At 39.1% G+C, this 24,694-nt stretch carries 20 protein-coding genes; 11 read left to right on the forward strand and 9 right to left on the reverse strand.

Going from position 1 to position 24,694, the window contains the following annotated elements; genetic code table 11:
- Positions 1-92: 92 nt before the first annotated feature.
- The gene (locus tag PX700_RS03575) at positions 93-1,196 is read right to left on the reverse strand and encodes a phosphoribosylaminoimidazolesuccinocarboxamide synthase (protein ID WP_479519879.1); all 1,104 of its coding nucleotides are present in this window, start codon (positions 1,194-1,196) and stop codon (positions 93-95) included.
- Positions 1,197-1,537: 341 nt separating this feature from the next.
- Between PX700_RS03575 and PX700_RS03580 the strand changes: the two genes are divergently transcribed.
- From PX700_RS03580 to PX700_RS03595, 4 genes are all read left to right on the forward strand, one after another.
- Positions 1,538-2,236: an ABC transporter ATP-binding protein gene (locus PX700_RS03580; protein ID WP_479519880.1), complete on the forward strand. Its 699-nt coding sequence runs from the start codon at positions 1,538-1,540 to the stop codon at positions 2,234-2,236.
- Complete coding sequence (locus tag PX700_RS03585) at positions 2,233-3,474, forward strand: ABC transporter permease (RefSeq protein ID WP_479519881.1); 1,242 nt, start codon at positions 2,233-2,235, stop codon at positions 3,472-3,474. Before PX700_RS03580 ends, PX700_RS03585 begins: the two co-directional genes overlap by 4 nt.
- Positions 3,475-3,488: 14 nt before the next feature.
- The gene (locus PX700_RS03590) at positions 3,489-3,989 is read left to right on the forward strand and encodes a DUF3299 domain-containing protein (RefSeq protein WP_479519882.1); all 501 of its coding nucleotides are present in this window, start codon (positions 3,489-3,491) and stop codon (positions 3,987-3,989) included.
- Between the two features lie 103 nt (positions 3,990-4,092).
- A complete protein-coding gene (locus tag PX700_RS03595) occupies positions 4,093-5,157 on the forward strand; it encodes a CDP-glycerol glycerophosphotransferase family protein (RefSeq protein WP_415637491.1) in 1,065 nt (354 codons plus the stop codon).
- A 53-nt stretch (positions 5,158-5,210) separates the two neighbouring features.
- On the opposite strand, the gene PX700_RS03600 is transcribed toward PX700_RS03595, so the two are convergent.
- The 3 genes from PX700_RS03600 to PX700_RS03610 form a co-directional block, all read right to left on the reverse strand.
- Entirely contained in the window at positions 5,211-5,624 is a 414-nt protein-coding gene (locus PX700_RS03600; RefSeq protein ID WP_415637490.1) for an FAD synthase family protein, read from the reverse strand.
- Between the two features lie 337 nt (positions 5,625-5,961).
- Positions 5,962-6,771, reverse strand: a complete 810-nt coding sequence (gene mutM / locus PX700_RS03605) for a bifunctional DNA-formamidopyrimidine glycosylase/DNA-(apurinic or apyrimidinic site) lyase (RefSeq protein ID WP_121954795.1) — start codon at positions 6,769-6,771, stop codon at positions 5,962-5,964.
- Positions 6,771-7,286: a hypothetical protein gene (locus PX700_RS03610; RefSeq protein ID WP_007581940.1), complete on the reverse strand. Its 516-nt coding sequence runs from the start codon at positions 7,284-7,286 to the stop codon at positions 6,771-6,773. Before PX700_RS03610 ends, mutM begins: the two co-directional genes overlap by 1 nt.
- 118 nt (positions 7,287-7,404) lie before the next feature.
- On the opposite strand from PX700_RS03610, the gene PX700_RS03615 reads away from it, so the two are divergent.
- Positions 7,405-8,331 (forward strand): manganese-dependent inorganic pyrophosphatase, encoded by a 927-nt coding sequence (locus PX700_RS03615; RefSeq protein WP_415637487.1) that lies wholly within the window; start codon positions 7,405-7,407, stop codon positions 8,329-8,331.
- 76 nt (positions 8,332-8,407) lie between these two features.
- On the opposite strand, the gene PX700_RS03620 is transcribed toward PX700_RS03615, so the two are convergent.
- The 4 genes from PX700_RS03620 to PX700_RS03635 all read right to left on the reverse strand — a co-directional run bounded on the left by PX700_RS03620 (position 8,408) and on the right by PX700_RS03635 (position 15,110).
- Positions 8,408-9,565 carry an ROK family transcriptional regulator gene (locus PX700_RS03620; RefSeq protein ID WP_415637486.1) on the reverse strand — a complete coding sequence of 386 codons (1,158 nt, stop codon included), beginning with the start codon at positions 9,563-9,565 and terminating at the stop codon, positions 8,408-8,410.
- Between the two features lie 74 nt (positions 9,566-9,639).
- Positions 9,640-10,881 (reverse strand): glycerate kinase type-2 family protein, encoded by a 1,242-nt coding sequence (locus PX700_RS03625; RefSeq protein WP_479519883.1) that lies wholly within the window; start codon positions 10,879-10,881, stop codon positions 9,640-9,642.
- Between the two features lie 10 nt (positions 10,882-10,891).
- Positions 10,892-12,472, reverse strand: coding sequence for a sodium:solute symporter family protein (locus tag PX700_RS03630; protein ID WP_479519884.1), 1,581 nt, complete (start codon positions 12,470-12,472; stop codon positions 10,892-10,894).
- A 196-nt stretch (positions 12,473-12,668) separates the two neighbouring features.
- On the reverse strand, positions 12,669-15,110 hold the full coding sequence (locus tag PX700_RS03635; protein ID WP_479519885.1) for a TonB-dependent receptor: 2,442 nt from the start codon (positions 15,108-15,110) through the stop codon (positions 12,669-12,671).
- A gap of 194 nt (positions 15,111-15,304) precedes the next feature.
- On the opposite strand from PX700_RS03635, the gene PX700_RS03640 reads away from it, so the two are divergent.
- The 4 genes from PX700_RS03640 (at position 15,305) to PX700_RS03655 (ending at position 20,468) form a co-directional block, all read left to right on the forward strand.
- Complete coding sequence (locus PX700_RS03640) at positions 15,305-16,606, forward strand: MGH1-like glycoside hydrolase domain-containing protein (protein WP_479519886.1); 1,302 nt, start codon at positions 15,305-15,307, stop codon at positions 16,604-16,606.
- A gap of 16 nt (positions 16,607-16,622) precedes the next feature.
- On the forward strand, positions 16,623-17,600 hold the full coding sequence (locus tag PX700_RS03645; RefSeq protein WP_479519887.1) for a carbohydrate kinase family protein: 978 nt from the start codon (positions 16,623-16,625) through the stop codon (positions 17,598-17,600).
- Complete coding sequence (locus PX700_RS03650) at positions 17,597-18,796, forward strand: AGE family epimerase/isomerase (protein WP_479519888.1); 1,200 nt, start codon at positions 17,597-17,599, stop codon at positions 18,794-18,796. Before PX700_RS03645 ends, PX700_RS03650 begins: the two co-directional genes overlap by 4 nt.
- Positions 18,797-19,193: 397 nt before the next feature.
- The gene (locus tag PX700_RS03655; RefSeq protein WP_479519889.1) at positions 19,194-20,468 is read left to right on the forward strand and encodes a purine-cytosine permease family protein; all 1,275 of its coding nucleotides are present in this window, start codon (positions 19,194-19,196) and stop codon (positions 20,466-20,468) included.
- Between the two features lie 23 nt (positions 20,469-20,491).
- On the opposite strand, the gene PX700_RS03660 is transcribed toward PX700_RS03655, so the two are convergent.
- The gene (locus PX700_RS03660; protein WP_479519890.1) at positions 20,492-21,022 is read right to left on the reverse strand and encodes an Lrp/AsnC family transcriptional regulator; all 531 of its coding nucleotides are present in this window, start codon (positions 21,020-21,022) and stop codon (positions 20,492-20,494) included.
- Positions 21,023-21,217: 195 nt separating this feature from the next.
- Here PX700_RS03660 and PX700_RS03665 point away from each other — a divergent pair, with 195 nt between their 5' ends.
- Both PX700_RS03665 and PX700_RS03670 read left to right on the forward strand, forming a co-directional pair.
- Complete coding sequence (locus tag PX700_RS03665) at positions 21,218-23,359, forward strand: TonB-dependent receptor (RefSeq protein ID WP_479519891.1); 2,142 nt, start codon at positions 21,218-21,220, stop codon at positions 23,357-23,359.
- Positions 23,360-23,436: 77 nt separating this feature from the next.
- A complete protein-coding gene (locus tag PX700_RS03670; protein ID WP_479519892.1) occupies positions 23,437-24,543 on the forward strand; it encodes a DUF917 domain-containing protein in 1,107 nt (368 codons plus the stop codon).
- Positions 24,544-24,694: the final 151 nt, after the last annotated feature.

Genomic DNA, 24,694 nt, shown 5'->3' on the forward strand with positions numbered 1-24,694 from the left:
GTTAATTAGAGACGAGCAATAATTGCAAGAATTATAGCCCAGTAACTAAAAATAAAGACTTAGTTACTGGTTTTGTTAGCACTTAAGTGCTGCTATTTAACAATTAATCCGTAATCGTTATCTAAAATAGTAATTACTTCTTGGCGAGGATCTTCAGGGATCACAATATCTTTACCCACAATTTTGCTCGCTATACCAACATAGGTATTTGACACTTCAAGCATTACTGATTCTGGTAAAATATAATCTTTTGCTAATTGCTCACGCTCACTCATGCGATCTTTATTTAATAATACGTCGCTCTCTGGCACATTATTAATAAGTAATTGGCGAAAACCTTCTTTAGAATTTTCAACAATGTTACCGTTTTTGTATGCAGCTTCATCCCAAATACGTGACGAATCAGGCGTGCCTACTTCATCAATATATATAAGCTGTTGCGCGCCATTTAAACCCTCTACATAACCAAACTCAAATTTTGTATCTACAAAAATCTGGTCAAGCTTCGCTAGTTCATCACTAATTAATCTAAAACCTTCAACTAACAGCTTTTCGTATTTTGTTACATCATCTGCCGATTTAAAGTTAAATACATCTAAATTATTAGTAATGTTAGCGCGGGTAATATTTACATCATCAACGGCTGGAATATCAGCAACGCCTTCAATAATACCTTTTGTTGATGGCGTAATTAGAACGTTATCAAGTTTTTGATTGGCTTTTAAGCCCTCTGGTAAATCAATACCACAAAAATTACGTACACCTTTAGCGTAATCGCGCCACATGCTACCTGTAATATACTGGCGAGCAATTGCCTCTACTTTTACAGTACTGGCTTTGCGTACAATCCACACATATGGATGCGGAATATCAACAATGTGGTTACCCGCAAGACCCGCTTTATCAAATAACTTAAACCAATGGGCTGCAACCGAGTTTAATGCTATACCTTTACCTGGTACGCCATTTAAACCATTTTCACCTTGCCAAATGCAATCAAATGCAGAGATTCGGTCTGAAATAACCATAATCGCCAACTCAGTACCCTGTGGCACTTTGTAGCCTTTATCTTTAATTAGTCGCGCGCTGTCTTCATCAGTTAACCAATAAACTGAACGAACTTTACCGCTGTGTACTTCACCTTTGGTGCGAATGGGTAAATCATCGTTTACGTCTAAAACTTTATAGCTAGTCATGCTATCTCCGGGGTTAGGGATGCTCTTTGAGCAAAGTATGGTATGGGGTTATATGGACTGTATAATAATCTAGCCAACCTCAAAGCTCAATCGGATGCTTAAAACAAATAAAGGCATATTTATAAGCGAGTTAGTATAAGGTAAACTTTCTACGTGGGCTGAACAGCTTTTATTAAATCATACAGCAGCTTAAGTGACGATTAGTCCATAATACCATCTAATCAGTGTTTAACTACTTTAGCTAATGAAAAGCACACCTTTGGTAGTATCAATAACTCAATTTATTAGTAAGTATTTAACCCGAGTTTAATCTTTATCAGATTTATACAGGTATACATTTAATGATCAGTCTAAAAAGCCTTACTTTTAAGTGGCATAAAAGCGATAGCACACCCACGCTCAACATAAACGAGCTAGTTATTGAAAAAGGTGAGCATATTTTTTTACATGGCCCTAGTGGCTCTGGTAAATCTACATTATTAGCGATTCTTGCAGGTATCAATACAGCTACTAGCGGTGAGGTATCAATTTTAAATCAAAACCTCAGTACGCTAAGCAATACTACCCGTGATGTTTTTAGAGCGGATCACATTGGCTACATTTTTCAAAACTTTAACTTACTCCCTTATTTAACACCTATCGAAAATATAACGCTTGGGTGTGAGTTTTCAAAAAGCCGCAAACAAAAAATATTAAAACAGTCATCAAATAAAAACTCTGCATTACAACAAGAAGCCATACGATTATTAAATGCTTTAGGCCTTACTGCGCAGTACCACCATAAAAATGTAGCGACATTGAGTATTGGACAGCAACAGCGCGTTGCTGCAGCTCGCGCATTTATAGGCAGTCCTGAATTAATAATTGCTGATGAGCCCACCTCCGCACTTGATACAAATAACCGTGAGAGCTTTATAAAATTACTGTTTGAGCAGGCAACGTTATCTAATAGTACCTTGGTATTTGTGAGCCACGATGAAACACTAAAGCCTTTATTTGACCGCTCCATTGACCTTATAAGCTTGCAGGAACAAGTATGATTCTCGCTAAACTCGCTTACAAAAGCTTATTAAACCGTCGTGCAAGTGTACTGCTTACACTATTTACTATCGCAATTAGTGTAATGCTACTTTTAAGTATTGAACGTGTACGAGTTGATGCTAAAAGTAGTTTTAGCAATACCATTTCGGGCACTGATTTAATTGTCGGTGCACGTACCGGCGACATACAGTTGTTGCTTTCGTCAGTATTTAGAATTGGCCATACTAATAACGCCGTAAGCTGGAAAAGTTATGAATACATAACAAGTCAGCGAGGCGTGAAATGGAGTATACCTATAAGCCTAGGCGACAGCCATAAAGGCCAAGCAGTACTAGGCACAACACTTGATTATTTTAGCCATTATCTCTTTGCAAAAAAACAAAATTTAACCTTTAACAAAGGCCACCCTTTTGCTGCAATTAACGAAGTGGTGCTAGGTAGTGAAGTTGCAAATAAATTAGGTTATAAACTTAACGACTCTATTGTTATATCGCACGGTATGGGGAACACCAGTTTTCATCATCATGACGATAACCCATTTAAAATCGTCGGTATTTTAAATCCAACAGGCACGCCTGTTGATAAAACATTGCATATACCTTTAGCTGCAATCGATTTAATTCACGGCGGATCAAGTCCAGTTCACGCTGAACACGAAAAGCATAATGATTTAACAGGTCATCCTAAACAAATTACGGCATTTTTAATGGGGTTTAATTCGCCTTTATACACACTACAAATTAGGCGCAATATAAATCAATATAAGCAAGAAGCCCTGCTTGGCATTATGCCAACCGTAACACTTAAAGAGTTATGGGAAATGCTCGCCATAGTAGAAAAAATACTGTTACTATTCTCAGCAGTTGTCGTGTTAGTAAGCCTACTTGGCATGCTAACGACATTGCTTGCAAATTTAAGTCAGCGTCGTCGCGAACTTGCTATATTACGTTCGGTAGGCGCTCGCCCTTGGCATTTATTTACACTTATAAGTATTGAGTCACTAATGACCACTTTACTTGGTTGCCTAGTAGGTAGTGCGCTTTATTACTTAGTTATTTTTTCAGCCGGCGGTTACTTACAAAGCCATGCCGGTATAAGCGTAAATATCACAATGCTCTCTTACTATGAACTGGGCTTAATCGGCGTTATTATGGCAGCCGGTTTTATTATTGGCTTAATACCCGCTACTCGCGCTTATTTTTATTCACTCAGCGATGGTATGAGTATAAAAGCATAATTTTTAGGTATTTTATGACATTTTTTAAAACAGCTTTTCAGTACATTGCTGCTATTAGCTTATTATTTATAAGCGTAGCGAGTTATGCTAATCCACCAAAAGAAATTTTTTGGGAAGACTTAACCCCTAAAAACCACGTGCAAATAGACACTCAAGCACAAGCTAATCACGAAGGTAGCGATCAAAACTGGGTGCAACCCGATTTAGATGCGCCAGTAGTAAAAGCACTTGATGGGCAATCGGTGAGTTTACCAGGTTTTGTTGTGCCACTTGAGGGCGATAGCGAAGTCATTACCGAGTTTTTACTCGTCCCTTATTTTGGCGCCTGTATACACGTACCACCACCACCGCCGAATCAAATAGTTCATGTAACAATTAAAGGTGGAGTACCAATAGATAGCCTATACGACGCAATTGTTGTAACAGGAATAATAAGTACAGAAACGTGGTCGGGCGAAATAGCCCAAGTAGGATATAAAATGAAGGCGGTAGGTGTAGCACCGTTTGAACTTTAGTAAAATAAAGGAGAATATTAAATTATTTGCATGAACACTTAATTTTGTATTCACTTTCAATATATAAAAATTAGTAACTTTTAAGTTAACAAAGGAACAATCTGTGCAAAATCAAGATCTGCTTTCTCTAAATAAAACCAGCGAATTTAAATATTTGTTTTTTGTAAATTTATCATATTCCTTTAATGTTTTAAGACCCATAGAGCATGAAATAAAAAAAAGAGGGGGTAGCGTCGCTTGGTTTATTCCTGAGGGGAGCGAGGCTGAAAGCTTTTTACAACCCGACGACCATCAGCTACTTAGCATAAAAGAAGTGAAAGAATATAACGCTAATGCCACGCTTGCACCTGGCAATGTAATACCTCATTTTTTTCCGGGGATCAAAGTACAGGTTTTTCATGGCTTTGATTCTGGCAAAAAAAATAAATTTAATATTAGAGGTTTTTTTGATTTGTACTGCACGCAAGGCCCTAATATAACGCAAGGTTTTAATGATATTAATGATGGAACTTGCGATGTAGTAGAAACAGGTTGGTCGAAATTAGATCCCCTATTTACTCAGCACAAAGATATAGCATTATACCAATCAGATAAGCCCACTATATTATACGCGCCCACTTTCTCGCCAAAGCTAACAAGCACCTATAAACTTTACCCTTATATTAAAGAGCTACTCGAAAAACAAAAATGGCAGTGGATAGTAAAACTTCACCCAAAAGCGACAAACGAAGAAATTGAAATGTATAAATCACTTGCCTGTGAAAACCTTACATTTATTACCACGGGCGATGTAATTCCGATACTTCAAGCAACTGATATTATTTTATCGGACACATCATCTATTATCACTGAATTTGCGTTACAAGAAAAAGTCGTCGTTGCATTTAACAATCGTAAACCCAAAAATTGGATGATTAATTTCAGTAATGAAGCCGATTTAGAAAGTACTTTAATCAGTGCGTTTCAAAAAGATGAGCATACACTAAAAAAAGTAAAGCAATACTGCGACAGTGTTCATCCATACAGAGATGGCAAGTCGAGCATGAGAGTACTTGGAGCTATCAACAATTTAATTTATTCTGGGACTGCTCACTTAAAAAGAAAACCGCTAAATTTACTTCGTAAGCTAAAAATTAGAAAAAGCTTAAAATATTACTGGTGGTCTTAAACCTTTAAAATCGCGTGTAAAAAACATTACACGCGACTTTAATAAGTTTTATGTTATATCTTACTAAGTACATCACGCAATATAGTGCTCGAGGTGTGAGTAGTGTAAGGAAAATACATTATTTCAACGCCTCTTTTTTCAAAATCGTCCTCTATTGCGTTCCACTTGTCAGTACCTTTCCAGTCATCTCCAACAAACATTTTGTCAAATCTTAAATTATTCCATGCCTCTAGTTTGTCATAATTAACTTGAGGAACCACTTCATCCACAAATTTAATAGCTTCAACTATTTCCAACCTTTCTTGAAAAGGTATTACCGGTTTTTTATTTTTACCAGACATAGATAACTCATCACTAGTTACCCCTACAATAAGATAATCGCATTCTAATTTTGCACGCTTAAGCACGTTAAGGTGACCAATATGGAATAGATCAAAAACACCTGTGGTATAACCAATTTTTTTCATTTTAAACCCTAAAACTCGAAAATAACGTCCCAATAATACAATAATCTCGTACCACTTTCTGAATATTTTTATAATATTAAACATTTACACTAATAACCTAGAACCAGCATAACCGAGCATAAACATAAATAAAATTAGAATTGAATTCACAACTGCAGGTAAGTTATTGCAATTAGCTCCTCTACATTTTAATGTTGAAGCTTCTCTACAAATATTTAGTAAAACTGACAACAAACTATTTAAGTACCCGACCACCCTGCGCATGGTAATAAGTTTATCTTCTTAGAATAGATATGAATGTTTGGTAAAGTTTTAAAAACAGATAAAACCAAAATAACTACTTTTGGCAATTTGAGCAAAAAATAGTACTGCGCTGCCCTAATCTAATTTCTTCTAATTCGTTTTCGCACGTCATACATGGCTTACCTTTACGCCCATATACCAATAACTCTTGAGCAAAATACCCTGGTTTACCATCACTTTGTGCAAAGTCTTTAAGCGTTGTACCACCTTGTATTATAGCCGCAGCAAGCGTGTCTTTTATAATAGGGATAAGTGCTTGATAACGTTTGAGCGATACTTTTCCCGCTTCTCGCTTTGGATGTATACCCGCTTTAAATAACGATTCATTCGCGTAAATATTACCAACACCAACAACCACTGCGTTATCCATAATAAACTGCTTTACGGGTACTTTTTTATTGCGCGATTGCTCATACACACGTTTAGCAAAAAAATCATCAGTAAGCGGCTCAGGACCAAGCTTAGAGAGTAGCTTATGCACTTCACCTGGCTCTTGCCATAAGCAGCAACCAAAGCGACGAGGATCGTTTAAGCGCAGTGCTTTACCGTTGCCAAAAATAAACTCTACATGGTCATGCTTTTTAAGCGGCTCACTTTTATCTACGACACGTAAATTACCTGACATACCCAAATGTAAAATAGTGCTTCCAAGCTCACAGTGTAAAAGTAAATATTTAGCTCGTCGTTCAATACTAGTAACAATTAGCCCTTCAAGCTGATACACGTCATCAGGCACTGGCCAGCGCATACTGGCATTGTAAATATTTACCTTTGTGACAACTTGGTTTTGTACGTGGGGAGTGATGCCCATTCGGCTCACTTCTACCTCTGGTAATTCAGGCATTAATTCGACTCACTTTGTGAAAAATCAAAACTAGGAAATAACTGCTGTGCAGTTTTTAAATCGAGTGCGAGTATTCGTTGGCTACTCTTTTCGAGTAAGTAATATTGCCCATCGCCTTTATAAAGCAAATAAACCCAAGGTAAACTCTCGCCAGCCAACTCAAATGTAGCAACATATAAAGGCGCATTAGGATTAAAAACAACAGATTCGTTAACACCCATTAACTGCGCGCTTTGCCATTGGTTAATTAAATCACTAAGTTGCTGCTCAGATGCTTGCCACACAAGCGGTATGTCTTTTTGTAGTGGGGTTGTACGCCAGCTTGTTCCTATTCGCTCAATTTTTTGATCAACAAATTGCAGTGTCAGTACAAAACTTTGCTGGGGGAGTACGGCTTGTAATGTTGGTTTATCCTCCCCTCCTAAAAGTTGCTTATGCCAGCCATTTAAAAAGAAGATCATAATCAACATCGAAAATATTATAACGTTGTTCCAACCTTTACGGCCCAGTCGCATATTAATACACCTAGTAAATTCAAGATTTTAAAGTGTAACTAAAACTTAATTGCGCTGTCTATATGTTAAAGGCCGCAGACTTTGTTAGAATATCGGCAAATTTAAAGGAGTTCCGTCAATGTCTATGTATGTAGTGGGCCATAAAATCCCAGATTCAGATTCTATTTGTGGTGCAATTGCACTGGCTTATTTAAAAAACCAAATCGATGAGCCTGCAATCCCAACTCGTCTTGGTGAAATATCACCTGAAACTCAATTTATCCTTGATAAATTTGGCTTCGAAGCACCAGAGCTTAAATTAAGCTACGCGGGTGAAGATGTGTATATTGTAGATCACACAGAAAAAACACAAGCACCAGACGATATCGACCAAGCTCGCGTTGTTGGCGTGGTAGATCACCACAAATTAGGTGACCTAACATCATCTACTCCGCTTGAATGCTGGATTCGCCCTGTTGGTTGTTCAAATACCATTATTAAAATGATGTACGACTTCTACAGCGTAGAAATCCCTAAAGACATCGCGGGTATTATGATGTGTGCAATTTTAAGCGACACTGTCATATTTAAATCACCAACATGTACCACTGCCGATATTAAATGTGTTGAAGCGCTAGCTGAAATTGCAGGCATCGAAGACTTTAAAGAATTGGGTATGGATATGTTCCGCGTTAAATCTGCGGTAGAAGACACACCAGCACGTGATTTAGTAATGCGTGACTTTAAAGATTTCAACATGAACGGTAACCTAGTAGGCATTGGCCAACTAGAAGTAATCGACCTTGCTGTTTTTGACGATATTAAAGCAGACCTTGCAGCCGATATTGCTAAGCTAAAAGTTGAGGGTAATCGCCACTCTGTATTTTTACTGCTTACCGATATAATGAAAGAAGGCTCAGAAATGCTAATTGTATCTGACGATGCAAACTTAGTTGAGCAGGCTTACGGTGTAAAACCAGAAAATGATAAAGTATGGTTAGAGGGTGTACTGAGCCGTAAAAAGCAAGTAGTACCACCACTACAAGATGCATTTTTAAAAGCTTAAACATGTAAAAATAAAAAGCCGATATTTTTAATATCGGCTTTTTATTTTTAAACTTTCCTCAATTCAATATAAACAATTACAAACACAGCTCTCTAAATGGCAAAGTAGCTGCGCCAATTGATACCGGAAAATTATTAATATTAGATACCACCAACTTAGGCATTGGCCGCTTGGCGCCACGTCTAAATTGTGCATAAACCTCAGTACGTGCAATAACCTTTTCAGCCAATTCTTTTGGAATATGGCCACCAATAATAATCGCTTCAGCATCTAATAATGCAGAGCAACAAGTTGCCACTAAATCAAATGAGTCTTGAACTTTAAACAGCCACTCTTCAACGCCTGGCCAATCGGGGTCAAAGTTGTCGTGCAGATCGTAAATAGAAGTAACGGCTACGCCATTTTTTTTCAAAATACGTTTTAGTAATTCAAGATTAGGGTGCGCATACAATTTAGGCGGTAGCATGTCGCCAAGCTCACCTGCGTTTCCGTAAGTACCACGCAGTACATCGCCATTATTTACAATACCGCCACCAAATGCGGCCGATACAAACATATAAACAAAGTTTTTGTACTCACGACCAATACCAGCAACGCCCTCACCTGCAGCTGCGCCTGTTGCATCGTTAACAACCCAAGTAGGAAGCTGAAAATACTGCGACACAATATCGATAATATCAACCTGCGACCACTCTTCCAGCATATGATGGGTATTCATTTTCCCATCCATTGAGCTAAAAAAGCCAGAGATACCCACGCCCATTCCTAGTACTTTTTCACTTGGGATGTCGCGCTCAGCACTTATATCTTCCACCAGCTTTTGTGCACATTTAAGTACATTATTAATGCTCATATCCGACATTAGCTGCATATGGGTGTAAACCACCTTGCCGGTAAAATCCATTACGGCAATCGAAATAGCATCAAGCAAAATAGCTAAGCCAAAGGTAAATCCGTAATCGGGGTTAAGGGCAATGCCAAACCCTGGCTTACCTTTTTTATTTGGAATTAGCGTATCGCTTTGCACTATTACGCCGTGCTGGGTTAACGACTTAAGTAAACGCGACACAGTTTGTTGTGGAATACGAGTTGCGCTCACAATATGACTCTGTGTTACGCACTTCTCCCAAAACACCACTTTTATAATATCGCGCTCAATATCTTGAAATAGCTTTTCGCCTTTTCCAAGCTCAAAACCAGAGCGTAATAAGTTACTGTTGTTTAACGAAAACATAGGTATTAACCCTAACAAAATTGGAGCACAAGATTACGTGAAACCATTATAAAGAACAAGTAGGCAAACTGCGCCTATTCAATCACTATCACTCTAAAATCATTCACATTTGTGTTAGTTGGCCCAGTAATAATTAAATCATCAATGGCTTTAAAAAACTGATGGCTATTATGACCTTCTAACTGTGCGTGTAAGTTTTCGCCAGCATCTTGTGCGCGAGCAATCGTACTGCTATTTATGTAAGCACCCGCTACATCTTTACTACCATCTACACCATCGGTATCACAAGCAAGTGCGTAAATACCCGCTTCGCCATTAAGTGCCTCAGCCAACGCCATTAAGTATTCTTGATTGGGCCCACCATCGCCATAAACATCAGCAACAGTTACGGTAAGCTCTCCACCAGAGAACAACATAACGCGCTTGCCTTGGGCTTTTTGCTCAAGTGCGATAGCCGCATGTTGCTTTGCTACTTCTTTAGCCTCGCCTTGAATATCATATCCTAGCACCAGGGTTTCCCAGCCTTGATGCTGTGCAACACTTATAGCGCTATCAATAGCATGCTGCGCATTTGCAACAATAAAGTACTCACCTGTGGTATCGGCAGCTCTTTCTTGCTCAGGTTTTAATAAATGCGCTTGAACCTCTTTAATTACCGGCCAATTGTACTTTTGTAAAATAGCCAGTGCATCGGCTTTAGTACTGCCATCGCTAATAGTCGGACCTGATGCTATATCACTTGGTTTATCCCCTACTACATCTGAAATAATGAGCGTAACGTAATCCGACTTAGCGGCCTGCGCTAACTTGCCGCCTTTAACAAGTGACAACTGCTTACGCACTACATTTATTTCATCAACGCTTGCACCACTTCTCAGTAAAAATTGGTTAAGCTTTTGCTTTTGTGAAAAAGGTACATCATCAACAGGTAGGCACATCAACGACGAACCGCCACCCGAGATAATAAACAAAATAGGAATATCAGCCGGATTGTTTTTTACAAGATCCAATAACTCTTTACCTGCAGCTAAACTGTTATCATCTGGTGTTGGGTGGTTTGCACTAAGCACTTTAATTCGCCCAGTATCGCTACTACTTTCGTATCCATAACGCGTTACCACTGCGCCAAAGCATCTTTCACCATAAAAGCGATTAACTTCAGCGGCCATTTCGGCGGCGGCTTTACCCGCTCCCACTACACACAACCCTTTGCTTGCATCTATATTTTCTAAATACTTACTCATGCAAGCACTGGGTTTACAGGCATTTACCGCAGCGGTAAATAAATCAATTAAAAACGATTTTTTAGAATCCATTAGTCACAGCTCACGAAAAAATTGAAGGAATAGCTAAACAAATTAATATCATCACAATAAACATGCTAAGTAGCATAACGATATCTTTACCAGTTAAAATTGAGTTTGACACTGTCTCGGCATTTTGTACTTTTGTTACTTCGTTTACTTCTCGTGGAATTAAACGACTCGTCACATAAATAATCACAGCGGCGCTTACAAAACCGATAAAGTTCCACCAAAACCAGAAAATATCAGGCGCAAATACCGACACCAACAAGTTAATTAATACACCGCTAATTAAGCCAATATTGGCATGCAATGCAGCACTGCGTTTACTTAGTACAGCAACTAAAAATACCGCCAGTATTGGGCCATAAAATAACGAACCTACCTTGTTAATCGCTTCAATAATGGTTGGTGCAATATCGCCTGCAAAAAGTGATAACACAAGTGTAATTGCGCCCCATGCTAAACCTAAGTATTTAGCTAACTTTAAGTAAGATGGTTGGTCGAGCTCTTTGTTAGATATACGGCTGTAATCTTCAATACTTACGGCCGAAAGTGAATTAATCGCAGAGCTTAGTGACGACATCGCTGCCGACAAAATAGCGACAACCAATAAACCAATTAAGCCATGCGGTAGGTAATCTAGAATAAATATAGGCATCATCCAATCAGGATTATCTGCTGGAATTTTTGCTAAAAATTCAGGGTTAGTCATAGCCAGTGTGCCAACAATTAAACCCGACACACAATATAAAATGGTAATTGGGAAGCGCACTACCCCATTTGCTAAAATCATGTAGCGTAGGTTTTTAGGATCTTTTGCGCTGAGAGCACGTTGCGCTTGCGTTTGGTCACACCCATAGTAAGAAGCATAAAGTACCACACCACCAAAAATCATCGGTAAAAAGCCAAAGCCATCACCGCTAAAACCAAATGAATCAAACTTAATCGCTTCTAATCGGCTCGAGTCAACATTACTAATAAACGAGTCAACGCCACCTAAGTGATAAAGCCCAAACCCTATACAAGCAATAGTCCCCAGTACAATGATGATCATTTGAATCGCATCACCATATACTACCGCTTTCATCCCGCCTTGTAGTGAATATAAAACAGTTATAACGCCAGTTAATACAATGGCCTGCCATGCTTCTATTCCCATGGTGCCTTGTAGAATAAGCGATACCGCGTAAATCATAATGCCGGTGGCAAACGCACGACTAAATTGAAACACCACACTAATAAGTACACGGGTTGAGCGGCCAAAGCGCATCTCTAAATAATCGTAAATACTAACAATGCCGCTTTTATAAAGCTTGGGTAAAATAGTTGCTAAAATTAAAATCATCGCCAGCGGAACACCCAGCTCATACGAGAGCCATTGCATACCGCCACCTTCACGCAAACCAACAAATGCAGGAGCCGAAATAAAACTAATAGCCGAAAGCTGAGTGGCCATTACCGACAAAGCCAATGGTTTCCAACCTAAGCTTTTGCCCCCTAAAAAGTAATCATTTTTATTGGTTTGTTCGCGTAGCATAAATCCCATTACCAATAAGGCACCAAGATAAAGAGCAACTATTGAAAAATCTAATATATTCATAATTAATTCGCGTATTCACAATATGAAAACACTGCGCCTTTTCAAAATTAAAATACCAAACGGCTACCTGCCTTTACCTTTTTACTAAACAATCGTATTCAAAAAGGTAAACCTGTAACTAACTTAGCTGAAAAATGCATCACAATGCAAAAAGCCTATTAACCCAAAAGTGAGTTAATAGGCATAAAGCATTTATTTAAAAGTCGTATTTAACTCTTAAAGTAACGCGTCGTGGGAGAATCGGGCGACCTACAAAGTATGGATTATCTGCCGTTTGGCTATTGCCTAAACGTGGCGAACCTTCAGTAACACCGTCAGAATCAAACAGGTTAAATACCCCAACGCTTAAGCGTACTGTTTGCTCTGGTGCAACTTGCCAGTTATAACCTGCATCAAATCTAAATAAATGGAATGAATCAAGTTCTACAGAGTTTGCATCGTTAGCAAAGTTTTTACCTGTAAAGTTATGATAAATAGAAGCATCCCAGTCATCTGTGGTATAGCTTATAGATGTATTGAATAGTATTTTTGGTTTACGACGTAACTCGTTACCAATAATAGAAGGGTCTGAATCAAATTCAGTAAATTCGTGATCGGTGTAGGTCATGTTGGCATCAACAGCCCACTCATCAGTAATATCGTAACGACCTGTAAGCTCAACACCGGTTGCTTTAGTTGACTGCATTACTGGCAGCTCTAATACGCCACCGTTACCATCGTTTACAAAGTCTACGCTGCGTCTATCTTTTAAGTCAGTTCTAAATAACGCAACACTGCCGCTAAAGTCGTTATCAAAAAACTTAACACCTAGTTCGCCCTGCTCTACAATTTCAGCTTCGTAGCTAGCTGGTTCGCCTAAGTCATTAAACTGAATACCTCTAATTTCTGGGAAGAAAAACCCGCGAGATGCATTGGCATATACATTTAAATTATCAGTTAAGCGATATAACGCCGCCCCCGATACAGCAAACTCTGAAGTATCTACTTCACCGTAGGTCATTACACCACTACCGGTTGTGTTTACTTGTAAGTTAGATGCGAGTGATGGGTCATTATTTATTTGTACAACTTGGCTGCCTTCGCGGCTAATTTTGCCTTCAATTTCTTCGTAGCGAACACCAAAGTCAAAAATCCAATCGTCACTTTCCATTTGATCCGCTATATAAAGTGCTCGGCGGGTAGCGCTAATGGTTTGGTTAGTATAAGAAATACCTGGGCCACTAATGCCATTTTGTGTGTACTGAATTTCGTCGCCATTAACATCGGTATACGTTAAGTCGATTAAGCGAGGGTTGTTATTAAATTCACCTAAGTAAGTCGTAATAACGTTATCGTCGTCGGCTTCACTGTGAGAGAAAAATGTACCGACTGTAATATCATGGCTAAAATCACCTACATAAATACTTTTGATGATATTAAATTCTGCAGAAAAATCTTCAGCTGGGCGGTCACGGTCTAAAATGCGGTTAGCAAATAGTAAGTCATCACTTGCAAGTGCGATACCTGAATTAACATAAGAAAACTCAGCGCCGCTTGCATCACCTAAGCCACGGTTAGCTAAAAAGTCGTCTTGGCTTTCAGGTACATTAATAATACCGTCGCCATCTAAAAATAAATTAAATTCGTGTTGGTATTTAGCGTATTTACTGCGCATGTTAATAGAAAAATCGTTAGCGAGTTCTTTTTCAAATACCACTGAAATAGAACCACCTTTAGTAACCACACCATCACTGATTGGCGATTCATAACGACCATTTGCTGTATCGTACGTTAAGTTAGATACTTGCGCTGTTTGCAGTGATTCTACTTCACGACCATCGTTACCGATTAAGCGCTCACGGCTTTCGCCATCAAGTGGAATAGGTAAATAAAACTGAGCTTGGTCGTCAATGTACTGTCCGTAAACCGTAAATGATCCAGAGCCATCATCAAATTCTTTACGAATATTACCACGTAACTGAGTACCTTTAGTCTCAAGGCCTGTATCTAACGGGCCCTCGTCGTAACGGTAAAAACCAGAAAATGCGTAATATAAGCCGTCTTCATTAAGTGGACCGCTCGTTGCAAAATCTAAGCGTGTACGCCCTTGATCAGAAAGCTCCATTTGTACGGTACTTTGCGGATCATCACTGCCCGTTTTAGAAATATAGTTAATAATGCCGGCCACAGAGCCTTGGCCAAATAAATTAGATACACCACCACGCACAAACTCTACGCGTTCAATACCCAAATCGTTACGGTAATACACATCAAACGCCGATGAGTTCAAACCAAAAACACTCAAACTAGGTGAACCATCATAAGACAGCGGCGTAAACTGGAATTGACCCGACGATGGTAATCCTCTGACTTGTAGATTTGTAGCTACTTCACCGCCACCGCCTTCTACTTTAATACCCGGAATATAGCGAAGCACATCTGCTTGGCTACTTGAAGAAAGCTTTACCAGCTCGTCTTCGCTAATAGATGTTACTGATTGTGGAGTGTCTGAAATAACACGCCCTTTACTGGTACCAGAGACGATAATACGCTCAACGTTGTTAGCTTTTTTTGCTGTATCTGGTGCAGCTTCTTCTGCTGCATAAGCGCCCTGTGCGAGGCATAAAGATACAATAGAGGCGATCGTAGTTTTATTCACGGGTATTCTCCAATTGTGCTAGTTGTCTGTGTATTTACTTAGAGTGTGGCTAAGCAAAGCCGAAATAATCAAGTGAACATGTTAGTTTTTTGTTACTTCGAACAGGATTTAAGCACAGAAAAAAAACATTTACAACCCATAATGAGTGCTTTAATATTATCCAAATCGAAAATAACACACAAAGAGCACCCAATATGACTACTATAAACAGCGGTAAAATTGACTCAGCAACGGCTTCATCGCTTGCAGACCTTGCTACTAAAACACTTATAGCAAACGACTTAGGTGGCTATACAGTACCAACACATGGCCTATACCCGTTTCAGTGGAACTGGGACTCAGCCATTACAGCGCTAGGTTGGATGAAGTCTGACGAAAGCCGCGCATGGCAAGAAATTGATGTGTTATTTTCAGGCCAATGGGATGACGGCATGGTGCCGCACATCTTGTTTCATAAAGATTCAGATACTTATTTTCCAGGTCCTGACGTATGGGGATCGGATAAAAAAATCAAAAGTACCTCTATTTCACAGCCGCCAGTAGTTGCTACTGTAATGAAGGAGATGCTTGCCAGTGCGAAAGACAAAACACTTGCAGAACAGAAAGTTAAAGCGTTATTTTCACAAGTAGTTGACTATCATTTATGGTGGTACAACGACCGAGATCCTGAAAAAACAGGTTTAGTTGTAACCTACCACCCGTGGGAGTCGGGCATGGATAACAGTCCATCGTGGGATGACGCTCTTCAAGCTGTGCCATGTGTGGATTGGGAATATACGCGCCGTGATACAAGCCATGTAGACTCTTCTCAACGTCCACATAAAAGTGAATACGACCGCTTTTTATACCTTGTAGACTTTTTTAAACGTAACAACTTTGACAGTAAAGTAATTTACGAAACCAGCCCGTACAAAATGAATGACCTAGGTATTATTGCTATTTTACACCGTGCAACCAAAGATTTACTCAAAATGGGTGAACAACTTGGTTTAAACGATGCCCGCACTGATTACTTAGCACAGCGATTACAAAAAACAGAGCAAGCCATAAACACTTTATGGTGTGAGCAAAGTCAGTATTTTTATTGTCGTGATGTATTAACTAACAGCTTAGCGAAAGTTAAAACATCAGCTGCGCTATTAACTGTATATGCAGGTTTAACAAGCGATGAGCAAACTAAAATAATTAATACAGCCACTGAAGATTTTATTGAGTCGAGCCAATTTAGTGTGGCTTCTACCCACCCTAAAGAAGAAAAATACGAGCCACAACGCTACTGGCGCGGCCCTATTTGGTTACACATTAACTGGATGATAGCCACAGGCCTTAAAGAAGCTGGTTTTGTAACAACTGCTGAAAAAATTCAAGATGATACACGCAACCTCGTTGTTAAGTCAGGCTACTACGAATACTTTAACCCAGAAACAGGCGCAGGCTGTGGTGGTAAAGATTTCTCGTGGACAGCTGCAATAGCATTACATTGGCTACTTGACTAACAACTAAGGCAACATCATGAAACACACAATATGCTTTGGTGAAGTACTGGTTGATTTACTTTCAAATAAATTGAGCCAAAACAACAACGAACACGAAGCGTTTACAAAGTTTGCAGGCGGTGCGCCTGCAAACGTAAGCGTAGCCATTGCAAAGCTAGGCGGTAATGCCTACTTTGCAGGAATGCTAAGCACTGATAGCTTTGGCGATTTTTTACATAACGCATTAAAAGAGCAAGGTGTAAAAACCGATTTTATGCGTTTTACCAACCAAGCCAAAACCGCCCTTGCATTTGTGTCACTTGATAACGACGGCGATCGTACGTTTGAGTTTTATCGTGATAACACCGCCGATCTGCACTTTAGTAATAATGACTTTAGTAGCGAATGGTTTGAGCAATGCGATATTTTTCATATTTGCTCAAACACGTTAACCGACGAAAACATCAGAAACACCACCGCTTACGGTATTAAATTTGCAAAACAAAATAACTCAATTGTGAGCTTTGATATTAACTTGCGCCTTAATTTGTGGCCAAGCAATGCCAACCCTCGCGAACATATTTTACCATTATTAAAAGACTGCTCAATTATTAAAGCCTCAAAAGAAGAGCTTGAATACCTTGCGGGTGAGCAATCGAGTGATGAATTTATTGCCCAAACACTGAGTAACGGCTGTGAGCTATTTGTAGTTACTGATGCAAGTAACCCAATGTATTGGTTTACTAAACACGGCAAACAAATGCTTATCCCTAAAAAAGTAACTATGGTTGATGCTACTGCCGCCGGCGATGCCTTTGTAGGTGGCCTATTATATCAACTAGGCTTACAAGCACTTACACCTGTGAGCTTTAGTACGCTTTGTGAAAATAATTCAAAGCTAAATACTATTTTTGAATTTGCTTCGTTATGTGGTGCCCACGCCGCATCTTACAAAGGGGCATTTAACTCCCTACCTAATGAAAAATCTCTAAATGATTTTAGGAGCGCACTATGAAAAGCACACCTGATAACTTTAAAAGCCATGAGTTTTTAACGCAGCACATTAGCGACACGTTAGCGTTTTACGAGCCAAATATTGACGACGAACACGGTGGTTTTTACCAAAACTTTTCTGATAATGGTGAGGTGTTTGATAAACAAACGCGCCATTTAGTAAGCTCTACTCGTTTTGTATTTAACTATGCACGCGCGTATCAAACCTTTAATGACGAAAAGTATCTTAATCGTGTTAAGTCGGGGATTGAGTTTATTCGTAAGCATCACCTTGTTGAGCAAACTGGCGGCTACAACTGGTTATTAAAAGTTGAAAACGGCCAAGCTACCGTGCTTGATAACACTAACCATTGTTATGGTTTTGCGTTTGTTATTTTAGCGTACAGCTGGGCATACCGTGTGGGCGTTACAGAGGCGCGTGAATACCTCAACGATACATTTCAAACAATGGAAACACATTTTTGGGATGCAAAAGCCGGATTATATAAAGATCAGCACAACAGCGACTTCACAAAGTGCGATTCATACCGTGGCCAAAACGCCAACATGCACACTTGCGAAGCACTTATTGCGGCTTATGAAGCCACAAAAGACGAGATATTTTTAAACCGTGCGCTTACTCTTGCCGACAACATGATTAATCGCCAAGCTAATTTAATGGGCGGATTAATCTGGGAGCATTACGATATAAATTGGCAGGTCGATTTAGAGTACAACAAAGACGATCCTAAAAATTTATTTCGTCCGTGGGGCTTTCAGCCTGGTCATCAAACAGAGTGGTCAAAACTGCTTATGTTTTTAAATAAACATAAACCACAAAAATGGCTTATCGAGCGCGCTCAAGCATTATTTGATAACTCAATAGATGTAGCATGGGATAAAAAACACGGCGGTATTTGCTACGGTTTTGCCCCAGATAAAACTATTTGCGATGACGATAAATACTTTTGGGTTCAAGCCGAAACTCTGTGTTGTGCTGCCTATCTTTATCAAGCAACAGGTGATGAAAAATACCAGCAATGGTACGACAAAATTTGGCAGTATTCGTGGCTGCATTTAGTTGATCATAAATACGGTGCGTGGTTTAGAATTTTAACCGTAGATAACAAAAAAATGGATACCGAAAAAAGCCCTATTGGTAAAACTGATTACCACACTATGGGTGCCTGCTTTGATGTGTTGGCGTTATTAAAATAACGAAAAAATAGTTATATTTTGTTGTGTTGTGTAGACCTTTTAACCGCCATTTTGGCGGTTTTTTTTGCCTAATTGGTAGCGCCTTTGAATACACAATAATAATTATACCAATCTGCTTATATACGGGGTCTATTTAACGTTGAGAAAATTACGCTAGAACTAGGCAAAAATTTTTGTATCTAGTTGTTCTAAATAAAAAATTTTTAACGACGTTATAGTGCAATTTAATTCGTTAAATTGATCAAAGATTTATGCAGGTTGGTATTACTACAAAATATAATTTTGTACACGCCCTACTTTTAAAACCTAATATTTTGAATAACACAGCAATAGTAAAAAATTTTGCACGCCAGCGGCGTATAGTAATATTAAAGATAATAAAAAAGAGAAACAGGTAATGCCTAACGGGAACGACCGCCACACAATTAACGCCAAAGAACTTGTTGCTTGGCCGCGCATTGCAGCCATAGCCGCAATGCTAAGTTTTTCACTGCCCACCTTTATTACCGGCTTAGAAATTCATCATAATTCGAGTGTAAGCAATACGCTTTGGGCATTAGTTATTGGCTCAATTATTTTAACCATCATTGGCGGTGCCATGGGCTCGATAGGTGTAAAAAGCCGCTTAAGCTCTTATTTGTTAGTAAAAATAGCGTTTGGCAATGCCGGTGCTGGCATTGTAAATATAGCCTTTGCTTTGTCATTAATTGGCTGGTTTGGGGTAAATATTGACTTATTTTCGAATGCAGTAGTACGCCTACTAAGTGCTGAATTTAATATTATTATGCCTGAGTGGCCAATTGATATAGCTGCTGGCTGCGCAATGCTAATAACTACGTTATACGGATTTAAAGCTATTAATGTACTGGCTTCTATTATGATCCCTATTTTAGCTGTAGTGACCGCAATGATGCTATTTGGCGCATTAGATAACATGCCATTCGTTGATTTTATAAACTTAGAAAAGTCGGCTGACTTATCACTTGAAGATGCTGTAGCCGCTATTGTTGGTGGCGTTATTATTGGCGCAATTATCTTGCCCGATATAACCCGTTTTTCTAAACAAAAACGTGGCGGCGTATACACCTCTTTTATTGCTTATATGATTATTGAACTGCTCGTTATTTTTGTTGCTGTATTTGCAGCCGCCGCCATGCAAGAAACCGAAATATTGAGTTTAATGCTAGCGCTTAATTTAGGTTTTTCGGCATTTTTTATAGTAATTGCAGGAAGTTGGATTTTAAATTCGTTAAACCTATACAGTACCGCACTCAGTGTGGAGGCTACTTTTGCGCACTGGCATAAAAAGTGGGTTATTGTTTTATTAGGGCTAGTAGGAATTGGTGCCGCTTTTATAAATATTTTAGATATGTTTATTAGCTTTTTGGCTTTTTTGTCAGATATTTTTGTGCCCGTTGCAGGCGTTATTATTGTTGATGCATTATTTATAAAACCTCACGCGTATAACGCAAATACGCTTACTAATAACGCGCGCTTTTCTGTACCTGCATTTACGGCTTGGTTTGTAGGTGCGGCATTTGCAGTGTGTAATGGGGCGATATTTAACGTGTCATTGAGTGGCATTACCGTTATTGATGCCATTATTTTAACCGCAATTACTTATACTTTTTTTGTAAAATTGATCAAGCCAAAACCAGTTAACAAACCATAAGTACTTATAACTAAACAAGGCGCTTAATCAGCGCCTTGTTCGTCTTCTTCTATTTTCATTTCGTCTCGCCACTTTAGTTTTTCAAGCGGGTAGCCCAAAAAGAACTTGGCTCGCTCAAGCACGATACGTGTAGTTAATTTTTTAATCGTATAATTACTACTGCCCGTTAACTTATCGCACATTGCGTTAAGCGCCTGAATATCGGCAAAACAGCAAAACGAAATATAATCAATATCACCACTTAGCTGCATGCAATCCATTATTTCGGGGATATCGTGTATTTCAGCTAAAAACTTACGCCTAGCTGCTAAGCTGTTGTCCTCAAGTGTAAATTCCATATAAGCAAATACATGTTCACATATTTGTTCAAGATTTATATCGGCATGAAATGTACGAAAATACCCGGCTTCTTTTAATGCTTTAACGCGTTGAAAACACGCACTAGGAGAAAGGTTTACTCGCTCAGCTAACTCTACATTGGTGAGATCGGCAGTAAGATGCACTATCGCTAATATTTTTTGGTTATATCTGTCTATTTTTATTGTTTTTTTCATAACTGGTTTCACATTAAAAAATAATTAATTTTGTAAACCTATTGTCAAAATGTACATAAAACTTAGCGCCTATTGGATATTTTCACAATATGTTTGTGCTCATTTAAGGTTTTACAAAATATTATTTTGTCTGAAAAAGCGACAATGTTTGTACGTTAAAAACATTACCTTAGTCGTGACATTAGGACATATAACATGAGCAGATACAATAGAACAAAATTCCATAAAACGCTTTTAGCATCGGCGGTGAGTTTATCGTGCTTGTCACACGTTAATGCACAAGAACAAAATAATACAGCCAACACTATCGAAAAAATTTCTGTTATTTCTCGAGGACGTGTTGAGTCAATTCAAAACATGCCAGACTCTGTGACCGCCTTTAGCGCCGATACTATTGAAAAATCTCGTATTACCAGCTTTCGTGATGTTGCTAATTTAACGCCTAATTTATCGCAACTTGATAACTTTAGACCCGGCCTTGCGCGTATAACTATTCGTGGGTTAATTACACCGCAAGTGGGCGATCCGCCGCTTGCATTTGTTGTTGATGGTGTAACCGCCCCCGATTTAGAGTTTATTAACCAAGACTTAGTAGATATTGAACGCATTGAAGTTATGCGTGGCGCACAAGGTGCGTTGTACGGCAGAGGCGCAATTGGTGGTGCGGTGATTGTTACGACAAAAAAACCGATTGAAGACTTTGAAGGTAAGGTAAAAGGCTCAATTGGTAATGGTAATACCTATAACCTAAATGCAGTTGTGTCAGGGTCGTTAAATGATGAAAACACCGCTTATTTTAGAGCCGGTGGTTATATAAAAGATACCGATGGCCTTATTAAAAATACTTACACGGGCGATAAAGCCGATCCATTAAAAGAACAGTCTGTATTTTCGCAATTAGAATTTGAATTAACTGAAGACACATCAATAAATCTTAAAGGCAAATACACGTCAAGCGAAGCAGGTTTTGCTTACTATCAAGGCGTAAACGATGACACCATTGAAGACTTCTCAATTAATACCTCGCAAAATATTATTAACGAAGACGAGCGCGATGTATATGAGCTAAGCGCTAAGCTGACCCAGCATTACGATCTGGGTAAATTTGAATTTGTAACCGCCTACAGTAACTCTGAAAATGAGCATTTTTACGATGGCGACTACTCAGCCGATGCGACGTTTATAGATGAAGATGGCTTGTTTAGAGCCCCATTTGGAACTGAGGGATTATACGATGTTGAATCGTTAACTGTTGAGTCTCGGTTTATATCTCAGTCAGATCAGGAATTTAGATGGTCTGTGTCGGCATTTTATCAACAGCGCGACCGCGACACTGCGGTACTTTTTTATGATGACTTTACTGGTGCACAAATACTCACCCGTAAAGATTTTGCAAACGATGAACCTTACTTATCTATTATCGATAATAACAGCAGCGATGCATGGGCCCTTGCGGGGCAATTTAACTACGACATTACCTCGCAGTTAGAGCTAACCGCGGCTCTACGCTACGATCATGATACGCGAGAATCGTTTGACCCAACCAATAAAACAGATACTTACGCTAAAAAGTCGTTTAGCCAATTACAGCCAAAAGTAACTTTAGGATATCAAGTTACTGATGACTTTTTGCTATATACAGGTTATTCGCACGGATTTAGAAGTGGCGGTTTTAACGAACCAGCAGAAGGGATTAGCCGTACATTTAATCAAGAAGTGTCTGATAGTTACGAAATGGGCTTTAAAACGTCCTTGTTTGATAGCAAAGTAACACTCAATGGCGCCGCGTTTATAATTGATCAAGACGATGCCCAATTTACGCAATTTAACGTAGATTCCTTCACCCTCGAAAACTTATCAATTGATGAAGTACAAACCAAAGGCCTAGAGCTAGAGGCGGCCTATGCAGCCACCAGCAGCTTAAGCATAAACCTAAGCGCCGGTATTATTGATTCAGAAATAAAAAGTTTTGAACTGCGCCCAGAGCTTGCTGGCAAACCACAGTTTTGGGTACCTGAATATAACTACAGCATATCGGCCAATCATAATACGCAATTAAACGGCCAGTGGTCATTGTTCTCCCGTGCCGAGCTATTAATTGAAGGCCCTAAAACCTTTAGCATTGATATTCCAGATGTAGAGTCATCACGTTATACCTACCTAAATGCAGGTATTGGCGTTAAGTCTGAGCAGTGGACGGTGCAAGTTTACGTCGACAACCTCACTGATGAACGTGCCATTGAAGATATATTTTTATATGGCGACGGGATTACTGAACTTGCGCGCCAACCTAATAAACCACGTAGTTACGGCGTAGAGCTAAGCTACGACTTTTAATCTCAATTCTCAAATAGCTGCTTTAAATACCCTTAAAGCAGCCTCTTATTTTTTATATAACTAATAGCGATACACACATGCAAATTCTTAATCGTGAACAACTTATTGATATTTTATACGGCTGCGCCATTTTAGGTACTGGCGGTGGCGGTGAGCTAAGCGAAGGCATAAATTATATTGACGAAGCCCTTGCACTTGGCAAAACGTTTAAACTTATTAGCGCAGATGAAGTACCCGCAGGCGAACTTGTATGCACGCCTTATATTTTAGGGGCTATTTCGCCACTAACAGATGATGAAGAACACGCTTATGCTAACCTCCCACGTACAAGTAAGCATTCTATTTTAGCAGCTTACGAACGCACCCTTGAGTACATGAATAAAGAGTCTATTTACGGGACTATTTGCTGCGAACTAGGTGGTTCCAATACTGCGGTATCTTTTTATTTAGCGGCTATGTTTGACGGCTATATTATTGATGCAGACCCTGCTGGGCGAGCAGTCCCTGAAATAACCCACTCAACCTATTATTTAAACAACTTACCTGCAGCACCAATTATTACCGCTAACGAATTTGGCGAGTGCTTTATTTGTGAAAACGTAATGGACGACTTACGCGCCGAGACCGTAGTGCGAGCATTGGCTAAAATAAGCCGTAACGACATAGCAGCTATCGATCATATTCTTCCTATTGAACAAATGAAAGATGCAGTTATTCACGGCACGATAAGTAAAGCATTAAAGCTTGGAAGAGCAATGCGTGAAGCCAATAACTCAAATGACAACACGATTAATGTAGTTGCAAAACAAGGCAAAGGGTTCGTTGCGTTTAAAGGCGTTGTTAGTGCCTTTGAATTTAAAACACTTGAAGGGTTTACTATAGGTGAAGTTATTCTTACTGGTACTGGTGAGTTTGTTGGTAATAGTTATAAAATTACAGTTAAAAACGAAAATATGGCAGCGTTTTTAAATGACGATGTCCACGTTACCATCCCTGATTTAATTTGTTGCCTAAACACACAAGCGGGTACGCCAATCACCAACCCAAATTATGAAATAGATATGCCTGTATCCGTTATTATTTTGCCAGCACCTGTTGAGTTCACAACGCCAAAAGGGCTTTCTATATTTGGCCCTAATTACGCAGGCGTTAAGAGTGATTATCGCCCTGCTATAAAGAGTTAACTATTCAGCTATAACCTGAATTATTATAAAGCTTAGCGTGGTTAGCGCTTAACCCGTTAAGCTTTCATATAAATAACTCGCTTCCAATCTGTAATACCCTTTTAATTGAAGTTAAAAAACTATAATAAAAGCCTAAGATAAGTAATAATCA

The sequence above is a fragment of the Pseudoalteromonas sp. TP27 genome, from assembly GCF_056470645.1.